11 protein-coding genes and 1 pseudogene are annotated in these 12861 nt (G+C 48.0%); 2 read left to right on the top strand and 10 right to left on the bottom strand.

The features are described 5' to 3' along the window. Positions 1 to 12 precede the first annotated feature (12 nt). Both IAI47_RS07370 and IAI47_RS07365 read left to right on the top strand, forming a co-directional pair. Positions 13 to 1416 (top strand): FAD-binding oxidoreductase, encoded by a 1404-nt coding sequence (locus tag IAI47_RS07370; protein WP_008926005.1) that lies wholly within the window; start codon positions 13 to 15, stop codon positions 1414 to 1416. A 130-nt stretch (positions 1417 to 1546) separates the two neighbouring features. Further along, positions 1547 to 2825, top strand: a pseudogene (locus IAI47_RS07365) (OprD family outer membrane porin). Between the two features lie 26 nt (positions 2826 to 2851). Here the strand turns inward: IAI47_RS07365 and IAI47_RS07360 are convergent. From IAI47_RS07360 to IAI47_RS07315, 10 genes are all read right to left on the bottom strand, one after another. Further along, positions 2852 to 3337, bottom strand: coding sequence for a hypothetical protein (locus tag IAI47_RS07360; RefSeq protein ID WP_008926008.1), 486 nt, complete (start codon positions 3335 to 3337; stop codon positions 2852 to 2854). Then, a complete protein-coding gene (locus IAI47_RS07355; protein ID WP_008926009.1) occupies positions 3327 to 4109 on the bottom strand; it encodes a winged helix-turn-helix domain-containing protein in 783 nt (260 codons plus the stop codon). Before IAI47_RS07355 ends, IAI47_RS07360 begins: the two co-directional genes overlap by 11 nt. 361 nt (positions 4110 to 4470) lie before the next feature. Then, positions 4471 to 4725 (bottom strand): hypothetical protein, encoded by a 255-nt coding sequence (locus tag IAI47_RS07350; RefSeq protein WP_008926011.1) that lies wholly within the window; start codon positions 4723 to 4725, stop codon positions 4471 to 4473. Between the two features lie 283 nt (positions 4726 to 5008). After that, the gene (locus tag IAI47_RS07345) at positions 5009 to 5854 is read right to left on the bottom strand and encodes a hypothetical protein (RefSeq protein WP_033743209.1); all 846 of its coding nucleotides are present in this window, start codon (positions 5852 to 5854) and stop codon (positions 5009 to 5011) included. Positions 5855 to 6131: 277 nt separating this feature from the next. Continuing rightward, positions 6132 to 6962, bottom strand: coding sequence for a hypothetical protein (locus IAI47_RS07340; RefSeq protein WP_223296449.1), 831 nt, complete (start codon positions 6960 to 6962; stop codon positions 6132 to 6134). Between the two features lie 191 nt (positions 6963 to 7153). Then, positions 7154 to 7852, bottom strand: coding sequence for a hypothetical protein (locus tag IAI47_RS07335; protein ID WP_008926014.1), 699 nt, complete (start codon positions 7850 to 7852; stop codon positions 7154 to 7156). Between the two features lie 252 nt (positions 7853 to 8104). Then, positions 8105 to 8836 carry a hypothetical protein gene (locus tag IAI47_RS07330; protein WP_143756069.1) on the bottom strand — a complete coding sequence of 244 codons (732 nt, stop codon included), beginning with the start codon at positions 8834 to 8836 and terminating at the stop codon, positions 8105 to 8107. A gap of 140 nt (positions 8837 to 8976) precedes the next feature. Continuing rightward, positions 8977 to 9522 carry a fimbrial protein gene (locus IAI47_RS07325; protein WP_008926016.1) on the bottom strand — a complete coding sequence of 182 codons (546 nt, stop codon included), beginning with the start codon at positions 9520 to 9522 and terminating at the stop codon, positions 8977 to 8979. Between the two features lie 14 nt (positions 9523 to 9536). Next, a complete protein-coding gene (locus tag IAI47_RS07320) occupies positions 9537 to 10148 on the bottom strand; it encodes a fimbrial protein (protein ID WP_033743212.1) in 612 nt (203 codons plus the stop codon). A 37-nt stretch (positions 10149 to 10185) separates the two neighbouring features. Further along, positions 10186 to 12846 carry a fimbrial biogenesis usher protein gene (locus tag IAI47_RS07315; protein ID WP_008926018.1) on the bottom strand — a complete coding sequence of 887 codons (2661 nt, stop codon included), beginning with the start codon at positions 12844 to 12846 and terminating at the stop codon, positions 10186 to 10188. Between the last annotated feature and the right edge of the window lie 15 nt (positions 12847 to 12861).

Here is a 12861-nt window from a genome sequence, read left to right as displayed (position 1 = left end):
GGCAGGAAGATTATGGACAGTGAACAACGTCAACAGGCGCTCGCCCTGATACAGCAGGCGCTGCCTGAGCTGGACTGGACTTTACAGGCGCCGAAGGTCAAACGCCTTTCCCGTGATTTTCACTGGTTCAGCCCGGTGCTTAAGCGGCAACTGGAAGACAAACAGGCCGATGCGGTGGTCAGGCCGCGCAGCGAAGAAGAGCTGAGATTACTGGTGAAAGCCTGTGTTCAGCATCAGTTGCCGCTGATCCTGCGCGGCGGCGCGACCGGCAACTACGGCCAGCTGGTGCCACTGGAGGGCGGCATTCTGGTCGATATGACCGCATTCAATCAGGTATGTGAACTGGGCAACGGCGTGGTACGGGCGCAGGCAGGGATCCGGCTGGCGGAGATTGAAACCCTGACCCGGCCAACAGGATGGGAACTGCGCTGCATGCCTTCCACCTACCGGCTGGCCAGTCTGGGCGGCCTTTACGGCGGCGGATTTGGCGGTATTGGCTCCATTAACTACGGCCCACTCGGCGCGCCCGGCAATGTGCTCAGCGTAAAAGTCATGACGATGGAAGCCGAACCGCGCATTCTGCAGGTGCCCGCGCCACAGGCATTGCTGCTGCATCATGCCTATGGCAGCAACGGTATTGTGCTTGAGGTGGCGCTGGCGCTGGCACCGGTCCATCAGTGGATTGAGAGGCTGGACGTGTTTGATGATTTCACCGACGCGCTGGATTATGCCAATGCCTTTGCCCGTTCGCCCGGGCTGGTAAAACGCCAGCTCGCGCTGTTCGCCGCGCCAATCCCCTCTTATTTCAGTCACCTGAACGGAGGCTATCAGGCCAGCCAGCATGCGGTAATCAGTGTGATCGCACAGGAAAGCGAAGGATTTTGTGCGCATCTGCTGGAAAAATACCGCGGTCAGAGCGCCCTGCGCCAGCCGGCCGACGAAGCGCGTGAGGCTAACGCGTCGCTGATGGAATATTGCTGGAACCACACCACGCTGCACGCACTTAAAGTTGACAGCTCTCTGACGTATTTACAGACAGCGTTTAATCACACCTGTTATCGTCAGCAGATTATCGATATGGCAGCATTGTTCGGTGATGAGGTTATTTCGCATATTGAATTCCTGCGTGACAATGACGGCAACATTACCGCAAGCGGTTTGCAACTTGTGCGTTATTCAACCGAAGAAAGACTGAATGAAATAATGACAACCTTCCGTGACAATGACGTGAAAATAAATAACCCACATGTTTATCATATTGAGGATGGTAAACAGGGAGAAATTAAACCGGACGTCGTTTCTGTTAAGAAGTGTCTTGATCCTGAAGGATTACTTAACCCCGGCAAGCTCAGAGGCTGGGCGGAACGCGACAACCTCGTATTAGATAAAGACCCTCTGTTATTAATAAGTAAATAATAATAATCCTCCCCACTTCAGGTGACAGAAACAGCGGCGGGGCGGCGATTGCCTGTGTGTGCCCTTAAATAAAAATTACCGGCAGTTTTTCTGCCGGGCAGCTCTATTACTTTTTGACAGGATGGCACTAATGAGAAATAACCTATTCAGCGTTACGCTGAAGTTGAGCGCTATTGTCGTTTCACAGGCACTTTTAATAAACTCTGCGCTGGCGGCCATGCCGGGGGCAAGCGGTTGTTCCGCTGAGGAGGCAGATTCCCTCAGCGACATGTTCTCCTGCGGGTCAGTCAGCGGCAGCCTGCGCACTCTGTATTACTCCACCCATAATGCCTATTTTGTACCGGGCTATTCTCAGGACACGGTCAGCTATGGCGGTAGCGTAAAATATGCCACGGCAGAGTATTACGGCCTCAGCCTGAGGCGTAAGCGGTATTCTCCAGCGCGGTATATCACACAACGACGACCACCTGATTACCGAACTCGGCCCGAACCAGACCGGCGTGGGCGAAGCCTATGCAAGCTGGCATTATCAGGACTTCCGCATTACGGCCGGCGATCAGCGCATCAATATTCCGTTTATTGGCGATTACGACTGGCGTATTACGCCCATTCTGTTTCGTGGTATCGACGCAAACTATGGCGACGGCGATAATTTCCTGCATGCCACCAGAATCACCCGTTACAAGCCATGGGGAGATGACCAGTTCCTCAACACCACGGCCTATACTGACGCCGATGGCACGACAAACGGCATGTGGGGTGCCGGAGCCGGACGGGCCATCAGGCTGAATAATAAAAAATTGAATAGCCAGTTGTGGTACGAGGATTACGACAATTATACCAGGCTGGTATACGCCGACAGTTTCCTGTCGTGGACAGATACTCCTTCCCAGCCAAAGATCGGTATTCAGTTTATTCGCGGCGTAAGTGATGGCAAAGCGCTGGCTGGCAACGTGAACAGCACCAGTTACGGCGCGCAGTTTGCGATGAACCTCGCAGAGGCATTGAAGTGGTCGTTAAATTACAACCATATCACCGCCAGCCACGATGCATACGGCAACGGTGCGCTGGTGACGCCTTACGCGCACAATACCTCCTCCGGCCCCTATTTTGCCCAGCCCTTCTTCACCAGCACGCAGGATCTGGGCAGCGGCAACGCCTGGTCCACCGATCTGAACTGGAGCGCAACCGAAAGCCTCTCTCTGGGCAGCCGTTACTCGTTTATGGATTTAACGCCAGCCAAAGGCGTCGCGAGCAGTAATCAATCCGAATATATTGTGTACGGCACCTGGAAATTTGGCGGCATGCTTAAAGGCCTGAGCATCACCGACTTTGCCGGTGTGCAGACCACCTCAACATCCGACAAAGACTTCTGGCAGAACCGCCTGGCGCTGGAATATGATTTCTAGATAACCCTCGGCTTGCCTGTAGCTTATCAGTAGCGCAGGCATATACTCAGAAAAGACGATGGCCCGCCGATGAGGAACGATTTGTCAGCCAGAGGGAAAATATCAATCTGCATGGTATCGGGTGTAAGGGAATATTCATTAAGCACCCGATGCACTAATTCAGCCGGGACATTATCGTCATGAGAAGGTTTAACTTCTGTTTTATTGAACCGAAAGGTTGAACCTTGTGATATTTCGCCATCACCTAATAAAATCACACGATTGATCTTGTAGGTGTTTGTTGAACTTCTCAGGTGTCCATCAAGCAAAATGTAAGCTGAATCCTTTGAATAGATTCGCACATCATGAATTAAATGGACATTTAAGGATTCGCCCTCACGCATATAATGATATTGCGTCGTATAAAGGCATTTAAAGGGGAGAGAAACAGCACTACGATGATACCCGTATACAAATAAAGTCAGACAAAAGAAAGAGAGCGCAATGAAAAATATCATTTTCTTATTTTTCACTGAAAACCTCGTTAAAATAATAAAAATTATTGCACATAATGCTTTTGCCTTTTCTATCTTCTTCGCAGTATGTAATAAGCGTGCGTTTGGTGTGATCCCGTCCTTGCGATGATAAGTCATCAAAGTAGAATCGGTTGCCAGGTTTACACTGCATGCCTTTCGCTTTCATGAAAACAGTCAGGGTTGCTTTGACTCTGGATAACGCTTCGTCATTCAGGTCAGCGAAAGTAATCAGTTTGCATCCATCTTCAAGAGAATGATAAACAGGGGTTGGGCTGGAACCTCCGCCTTTAGATATACCGAAAAAAATAAAGCTGCAGGCCAGGAAAGCAATAATCAAAATCCATGCGTTCATGTCTTTGGGGATTGTTGACATCTTTGACAGGGGTCCAGATGGCCTTCGTTTTGAGATAACTTCAGTAGTATCGCTATTATTCTCTTCATCTATTTTCTGAATATGAACAAATTCGCAAAGTCGAATCCCTACCTTAGGCAACGTCTCGATAAAGTTTTCACACCCAAATGCTGAAATGCTACGCCGCAGAAGGCTGAGATATTGATTAAGACTACTGTTTGAGCCAACAAGTCCAAACTGGTCCCAGACGCCTGTGAGAAGGCTATCACGAGTTACTATTTCGCCTTCCGATTCAAGAATAATGAGCAATAATCTCTGTGCTGGCAACGGAAGCGTAACCGAATCTTCACTTTCAATACGATATAATACGCCATCTGCGGGACTGAACCCGATACAGGCATTGATAATATATTTCATAATTATAATAATTGTCGCCTTGTGGTGGGACGCGCAGTGACAATAACCTCTCTATACCTTCCCGACTTAACCGGGACATGCGTTAAAACTCTCAAAACATCTGACGCACTTGTTAAATGTTTATAACCTGCCATTAACCTGTATGCCACGCGATTAAAAGCGCATGAGATATTTTTTAAAAACGATCTCATAACACTATTCGATTAAATTCAGTACAGTAAAACCTGCTGCTTTCTCGCCTGGAAATCTGAGAACCGAAAACAGCCATTACTGCGGGTGACTTTATTATTCTGTTTTTTTAAAAACAGAATATGTTTACAACCCGTAAATTCAACAGAGCGTTCATACAAACAAAGATTTTTCATTGATAGTAATCAAAGGATTTAATATGCACTTCCAGTTTTTTTATAATGCATTTAATTTCGTCTAAATAGCTGCTGCCATTATCGTGATTTTCCAGACACTCTTCCAGTTTTACTTTCAGGAACACCGATGCGGCCCGATCGGGAATGGGAGGGCAAACTGACTTTATAAACACAATTAATTCATTGGTTTCACTGAAACTATACTTTTCGAAAACCCTGATTAAAACATTACGTGAAATGGCTCTATCCACATCATCCTCCTTTTTTGTTTTTACTGATAAAAAACACAATAGTTACATGTAATTTATTTAACATTAATAACATCATAAATTTCGCGATTGCTCTCTGAAAGCGGCGGAGAAGACAAAAAAGTTAAGACCGATACAGTAAGGCATTCGCAAATAAGATATATATATTCATTTACCTCAACAGGCAATATTATTCACCTCTTATGCTGCTCTGCGGCGGAATTACTGAGTGCCAAAAAAGACCCGCAAAGTTTTCTCTCTCCATGGTGCGTTTTCGTGGCCTTTTTTACTGGCAGCTCAGCCTGGCCGTCAGAACAGACTGGTAAACGCCACCCGTAGCACCCGGACTGACATTTACCGACAGCGGAATATCACCCCCTTCCCAAATCTCAGGTGCCACCCACTTATTGCCATCTTTTACATTCAGGCTGCTGGTCGGGCGCACTATCACACTGGATTTTCCTCCGAGCTGTAATGTTCCATCAGACTGGATATGAGATCCTGAAAGTTCAATGCTTCCATTCCTGGTTGTGAAAGGCCACCGCACAGTTCTGGAATCTCCGGCTAATAACGTTCCGAGCGGCAGGTCATTCATACTCGCAGAACATGTTTTACTCGCCGGGATAGTAATTTCTCCGGCACCGCCGCCGCCCTCGTAGTTACCTTTTACGCCAATCACGAACCCCACATAGTACCCCCTGTACTCGTTACCTGAAGGGTTTGTGACTATCCCATTTGTAAGCCAGCAAGTAATTATATTCTTGAAAAACATACCGGTAGGAATTCCAGTGTCCCAGTCTGTCCGCCAGGTTGTTAGCCATCGTGACACCCGCATGCCCGATTGATCGCTACAAATTATTTCGATATTAGGCACTACAATGGGCAGCGCTTCGTCGGCAACAAACCAGTTCGAGTGATCCCACTGTGGTTGACTTTTCCACAGAAGTATCTGTACTTGATAATTGTCATTTAAATCAGTCCTGCCATCACGCCACGCGGTTGCTGCCCCTGAGACATCCACTACAGAAGGACTTACTGCACTCATTTCCTGCGCAGAAGCGGTTAAAGGGAGCCCCATAACAGTGAGCGCGAAAAACACGCTCACTGACTGCAATATGATTTTTTTTAGCATTACTATTACCACCGTTTGTTGTGTTACCGACAACATGATAATTTACTCGTTGAATGAGATTTTTATCCGAGCATGAATATTATGCTCTTGATAATTATGTTTTATCCCCTGAATATTTTTGAAACCGGAAGCATTCTGAAACGTTGTTTTTCATATCCCGATCTCTAACCCATTATTTAAATAATCAACCTCAGGTCCCCACTGCTCGCACCCTGAGTTATGAACAAGGGCGAATCGGGAAAATTTCTCATTCCGTGTTGCGTAATTGTGGTCTTTTTTACTGGCAGCTCAGCCTGGCCGTCAGAACAGACTGGTAAACGCCACCCGTAGCACCCGGACTGACATTTACCGAAAGCGGAATCTCACCTCCTTGCGAAATTTCAGGTGTCACCCAGTGGTTTCCTTCTTTTATATTCTTGTTACTGGTCGGACGCACTAACACACTGGATTTTCCTCCTAGCTCTAATGTCCCTTCTGACCTGATATGTGATCCTGAGAGTTCAATGCTTCCATTCTTTGTTGTGTAAGGCCACTGTATGCTTTTGGAATCTCCGCTTAATAACGTGCCCAAGGGTAAATCATTGATGCCTGCTGAACACTCTTTACGTGCGGGGATATTAATTGGCCCAGCGCCCCCCGCCTCATAGTTTCCATCAACTCCAATCACAAATCCCACGTAATACCCATTATATTCGTTTATTGAGGGGTTTGTGATAGAACCGCGCGTAATCCAGCAAGTCAATGTGCTGTTTGTTGAAGAAATTCCTGTGTCCCAATCCATCCGCCATATTGACATGCGTGTTGACACGGTTACCGTACCATTTCCGCAATTCACTTCTATATCTGGAACCACAACAGGTAACGCTTCGTCGGCAACAAACCAGTTTGAGTGATCCCATTGGGGTTGACTTTTCCACAACAATATTTGTACCTGGAAATGGGGCTTGCTTAACTTATGGCTTGGAGCACGATATCCCGATATGTAACCTGTATTTACTACAGAAGGACTCAATGCACTCATTTCCTGCGCAGAGGTGGTGAAAGAGAGTCCCAGAACAGTGAGCGCGAAAAACACGCTCATTGACTGCAATTTGATGTTTTTAAGCATTAGAATAATCACCATTTGTTATTCTACCTAATATGCTCCGCTATAAATTTAAATGAGTTTATAGTCCCGGAATAAAATGTGTCACATGTTTCTGGCTGATTTATTCATCATTATTTTGATAAAATAAAAAAATATTACTTTTCTGCATTTGTAGCGAATCGGTAAGCCAGATCATTTTCTCAATCTCCCCTTTACTGGCAGCTTAATGTCAGCGTCGCATACGAGGAATAGGAACCGGGCATTGCGTCTGTCGTGGTGACGGCTATGGATGGATTAGAATCCGTTATAGACCAGGCAAGATCACCCGCAACCATTCCCTCTCCGGGAGTGAGAGAGACCGAAGGATTTCCTCCCAGCATCAGAACACCTCCTGTAATGTCACTGCTTTCGAAACGTATTGCGCCGGATGGGAGGTCGACGGGAATGACGATGGTCATTGTACCGACTGACCGGAGGTCGCCCAGGTTGATTGCAGGCGGCACTTCTGCTTTGCAGGTCGTTTCGGGAATAGTATATTTCCAGGTACTCTGATAGTGCCATCCTTCATTGCGTCCGTCTGGAGCCGTTCGCATTCCTATGAACATGTTAATCCCATTATCTACACGCATGCTTGTTGTCTGGCATGTCATGATTGTGCCCTTTGGAATAGTCACGCTTAGTTCCGTGTAATCAGTATCACGGAGCGATATCATATATCCCCCACCCGTGCAGACATAAATTCCGGTGTGACTAATATAGGTTTGTTCGGCTCGCAGGTAGTGTCCTTTTTCAAAGTCGCTTAATAGTGCCGCTGGCTCGCTTTTCCATAGGCCGGTTTGCGCATTCAATGTCACGCCCCAACTCGCCTGACAGGCAAGAATAAAAAGGATGAGGCTTGCTCTTTTTTTCATTATTTCCTTCCCTGAAATTTCTTCACGAAAAAACCCGTACTACGTTGACACTACAAGCCGTTTATACAGGACACACTTCTCTTCCTAACGACTAACCTCGGATATGTGATGCTGGCATTCTGTGGAACAGGAACCCTTAGCTCTATGTGTTGAATATCACAAAACAGCACGAAACAGCCTGACCGACCCAATTGAGTCATTTTTAAATAATGGCACCATAATTTTTAGGAATTTTTTATATCGACACCAATGCTATATGCAATCAAGAGTGATGCTACCGGCGACACTCCCCACCCCTCCCACCGAATCCTGCGGCACAATTACTGTTCCATTTATAGTTGTTCCTGAGGCACTCGTCCAGAAAATTGAATCGTAAGTGGCATTATAATAAGAACTCAGATCCAGAGATAAAATAGTTTCCGCATCACGCTTTAATGGAATAACACCTTTATTATTTCCAACATTAAATTTGAGTCTTCCCGGAGAGCTAACCTCAAGAGGTATGTATACTGGCGTAATGTCACCCGGATTAAGCACACCAAGATCTATAGCTACAGGAACTGTTGCATTACAGGGATAAGTGTAATATGTATAGAATTCGGTTTGATTCCATATGCCATAACGCCCATCACCAACAATCATCCCTACTCGAGTAGATGTATAAATAGCGTCTGAAGACGCATTATTGTCTATCAGACCCTGAAGCGTATCCCCTTTTTTAATGTGTACCCTGGTCTTAACTTCATGACTTGCGTTGGCGGGAACAAAAGATGGCAGCCCTGAAAATACAGCTACGCCATTGTGTATTATTGTAAAAATACCGCCATTATATTCTCTGCTGCTCCCCCATCTGACGTTAATTTCCTCATCTATATCGGTATCAACAGTCCAGACAGTAGAAACAAAATGTTTATTCCCTTTTGAACTTAACTGGGTGGTTGTAACCTGGATAGCTAAGCAATTCGTACTAAGCAGTAAAAGCAATAGTAGTCTTTTCATTTATAGGTAAGTTTAAGTTTTATTGGCGCATTAAGTGTTTCAGACACTATTTCATTCCCTGGCGACCATCGTATCCCACGTGCTCACGTAAGCCTTTTATAACTGTTGCATTACACTCATTATCACTACAAATAAGTGAAATTCATCGTGATTGTCGTCAGAACTGAACCCGCTTCCACCTTATCTGTCAGTGATACATAGCTCGCCTTGTAATTCAGCGTGGTGTTTGTGGTAAATGATTGCTGCTTTGCAGCAACGTCCGTTCCCGCCTTGATGAGCGTTGTTCCGTCCGTATCGTATAAATAAATCCCAACGTTTTTAGCTCCGCCGGTCTGCCCGTCATGGTCATTTTTGAACGCGCCTCCGCTTCCAGCCGCCTTTCCACTTACCGTAACCCTGACTCCGGTCGTCCCGTTACCACAGCCTGTAAACACAACGGGAATGACCGCAGAACCCACAACAGTGCCGGATGCCTGCCTGAAATCACTCACAGATATGGGTGCAAGATCGCCATTTGCTTTATTGCCTACTGTGCAGGTATTCGCCCTGACTGTCCCCGAAATCGTCACTGTGGTGGTATCTGCAGCGACTGCCAGATTATTCCCCGCCGTAACAGCCGCCATTAATACCATCACGGTTAATAAATTCTGTTTTTTCATTTTCATTTTCATGTTCTCCTCCTTTTCTACTGATATGCCAGTGTCAGATTTACCGTGGTGCTGAAACTCCCTGCTGCCAGCGTGTCCTCGTTGGTCACGACATAAGCTGCACCAAAGCTGAGGGTGTTATCTCCTGCTGTCAGAGAAGTATTCGTTACGCCATCCGTGTCATTCACCTTAAATGGCTGTGCGCCATCAGCAGCCTTGTAAAACCGAAGCCCGATACCTTTTGCTGCCGTTGCGCCTGTGTCAGCATTTTTAAACGCATAACGATTAGGATCTGCTGGATCTTCGTTTCCGGCTGTGGTGATTTTCACTCCCCGGGTAATCCCCGTACCGCACTCTTTTAATTCCACATCAACCACCTTAAATCCCAGGGTTGAGTTATTTCCCTCGAAATCCCTGAGTGAAACCGGACTCAGTTCGACGGCCTGTGCTTTATTAATCGTGCAGGTATTGTCAACAATGGATCCCGTCACCTTGATGGCAACGGGGTCTGATGCTGCAACCGCACTGCCCACTACTCCGCCTGACAACATCGCGGTAGTGAGCATGACTGCCGCTGCTGGCCTGAACCCGAATCCATGCTTAAGATGCTTTTTCATTACTTTTTTCCCCTGATGATCAAATTTGTTCATAATTTCTGTTCGCAGAGTTTGTTGTTTAAAGGCCCGTTCATCGACACACGCTGTTGATTCTGATGACTGCCTGATCTTTTGCGTCTGGTAGCGTCCAGGGCGCAGAACATTGCTGACTTTTGCCCTCGCCCCACACTGCACTGACCATTCCTTTTGCTGGCATTCCCGACAGATAAACCAGCCCCTCATCTCCTACAATGCCGGTCTTCTCTCCGGCGGTGACGATGGTCCCAAAGGGCAGCGGTTTACCGTTGTGTGTCAGCGTCATCAGTACCCGACTGCCTGTATGTCCCTTAAACGAAGCTCGTACAATGGCGCCCCGTGTTGGCACAACACGGCTGACGGCATCATCAATATCGGTGTGATCATCAAATGAGGCGGTGTCCAGAGCCACACGGTTTTCGCGGTAGACGGAGGCATAAGGTTTGATTGCATAGCCGCGCCAGTCTGTACGAACACCGGTTTCATTCTCAATCGCCGCCCCGGATACGCCTGGCGCAGCAATCAGAACACCGGTTTCGCCTATCGGCTGACCCAGGGTTACGCCGTCTGCATGCAACAGCACACCTCCCCTGACACCGTAGCTCAGCTGTTTATAGTTACTGCTGTAGCTGTAGCCCGCATTACCACTTCCGTATCCACCTCTGTAGTTCGTACTCAGACTGCCACTGTTGCCACTGCTGCGTGTATATCCCTGGGACAGGTTCCAGCCGAGGTTATTTCCCTCAAGGGCGGAGCCACTCACGCCGGCCTGATGCGAGATATGACCGTTCCCATCTCGTCCTGCACTGTAGGTGGCATACACAGGATGACGACTGCTTTCTCCCTCGCCTGACAGTAGTGCATTGAGTGGAACGGACAGAGAGAAATAGAGTGATTTATCCGCACCTCCACGTCCGGCATCGCGGTTGTAACTCCATGACAGACTATAATTCACCGGCCCGACAGCGCTGTTAAACCCGGCCTGCAGCGAGTCCGTGGCGTCAGCACTGTTCCAGTAGGTCTGCCTGACGCCGGTAAGATAGAGTGACCCGATATCTCCCACTCGCTGGGAGACACTTGCCTGAATTTTCGCGCGGCGATTGTTATATAAGTTGTAATAATCGGTATAAGGCTGCTTTACCGGCTTTCCTTCTGCATCAACCGTGTCTGTGTCATACCGCCAGCCCTTCATTCCCTTGAGAGCCGTCTCATCAAGCGTATGAAAACCCTGCGTGGAGTAACGATATCCCGTTAACTGAAACGTTGTTCCCAGAGCGTTAAGGGAGCGTGCGTATAAAAACCTCAGGGACTGCCCCTTATGACGTGTGCCATCGGCAAGCGTACTGTCGGCCTGCGTGATGTCCGCGGAAAGTGCACCGAGCAGCCCCAGATTCAGCCCGCCGCCAATCAGCCCGGAGAGATAATTCTCTGAATATTGCATCCCGCCATACAGGGTGACGTTGTGTGGTAATCCCCATACCAGCGTGCCCTGAGCGAATTCCGGGTTGTTATAACTGTCACCACCCGCCTGAAAACGGCCAGCTGTCAGTGAGTACTTAACATTCCCCTCACGCTGAAGTACGGGTACGGATGAATATGGCACGGTGAAGTTATGTGTGCTGCCATCCGCTTCGGTAACCGTTACCTCAAGATCTCCGCTGGAGTAAACCGGATAGAGGTCATTAATCGCAAACGCACCAGGGGAAACAAATGCCTGATAAACGGTGTAGCCATTCTGTTTTATGCTGACTCTCGCATTCGTGGTGGCAACCCCTCTGATAACAGGCGCAAATCCCCGATGGCTGTCGGGCAACATACTGTCGTCCGTCTCCAGCTGCACTCCCCTGAACCCCAGTGAATCAAATACGTCCCCACTGGTTGTGCTATCACCCATGACCAGTTCGCTGCGCAACGGAACAATCGCCCGTTCTGCATAGGTTTTTACGTGCTGCCATTTACGATAGCGGTAATAACGGCTTTCATATTCATTCCACGTCCGGTAATCCCGCAGGCGCCAGGGCCCTACATTCAGTCCACTGTTCAGGTTGAGATAGTGGCTGCTGCTGTTACCGTAACGACCATGACTGGTATTTCCGCTGTAGCTGTAATTCAGAAGGGCTGCATTTATCCCCTCATCCCACCGCTCCGGCGGGATATAACCCCGTGCGCGGTTTTGCATCGCAGCCTGTGGAATGCTGATATCGAGTCTCATTTTCTGAAAGTCAAATGAGGTGAACGCATCAGGAATGAATTTCCCCGGAGAAACACACGCCTCTTCTGATGTTGATTTCAGGTCAGGAAACGCCGTCAGGTTAACCCCAAGCTCAGAGAGATCCCGGCGGGTGAGGCAGGCCATTAACCCGGTATTGTCACGTATATCTGATGTAGCACGCGCATCCGCCGCTGGCGCTTCTGCCTGCGTACCGGCATCAATAAAACGCAGGTTGCGGCTGGTGACCTGCCTGTTATTAACATAAATATCAACCTGATAATTCCCGGGTAATTGCGCCCCCACCTTCCCAAAGCGTGAAAGGTCTGCGACTGCCTGCCCATCCGCCGCGAAAAGCTCCGTCGGAAAATAAAGGTCAGCGTGCGCATAGCCGGGTAACATCAGCCCCACAGCAACGCAGAACGCCACAGGTGAGAGGATGCAGGCCAGCCGGGGCTGGATAATTAACTTTCCCTGATATTGCTTATATTTATTTAGAGTACGCATACATCAGACACCAAA

This window comes from Pantoea sp. MT58 (assembly GCF_014495885.1).
In the GTDB taxonomy this organism is placed as follows: domain Bacteria; phylum Pseudomonadota; class Gammaproteobacteria; order Enterobacterales; family Enterobacteriaceae; genus Pantoea; species Pantoea eucalypti.
This window is presented reverse-complemented; position numbering and strand designations above follow the sequence as displayed.

What these genes read in the sequence shown, in the direction of transcription:
- IAI47_RS07370 (WP_008926005.1), top strand. Translation starts at nt 13, where the DNA reads ATGGACAGTGAACAACGTCAACAGGCGCTCGCCCTGATACAGCAGGCG.
- IAI47_RS07355 (WP_008926009.1), bottom strand. Translation starts at nt 4,109, where the DNA reads ATGAAATATATTATCAATGCCTGTATCGGGTTCAGTCCCGCAGATGGC.
- IAI47_RS07345 (WP_033743209.1), bottom strand. Translation starts at nt 5,854, where the DNA reads ATGCTAAAAAAAATCATATTGCAGTCAGTGAGCGTGTTTTTCGCGCTC.
- IAI47_RS07340 (WP_223296449.1), bottom strand. Translation starts at nt 6,962, where the DNA reads ATGCTTAAAAACATCAAATTGCAGTCAATGAGCGTGTTTTTCGCGCTC.
- IAI47_RS07335 (WP_008926014.1), bottom strand. Translation starts at nt 7,852, where the DNA reads ATGAAAAAAAGAGCAAGCCTCATCCTTTTTATTCTTGCCTGTCAGGCG.
- IAI47_RS07325 (WP_008926016.1), bottom strand. Translation starts at nt 9,522, where the DNA reads ATGAAAATGAAAATGAAAAAACAGAATTTATTAACCGTGATGGTATTA.
- IAI47_RS07320 (WP_033743212.1), bottom strand. Translation starts at nt 10,148, where the DNA reads ATGAACAAATTTGATCATCAGGGGAAAAAAGTAATGAAAAAGCATCTT.
- IAI47_RS07315 (WP_008926018.1), bottom strand. Translation starts at nt 12,846, where the DNA reads ATGCGTACTCTAAATAAATATAAGCAATATCAGGGAAAGTTAATTATC.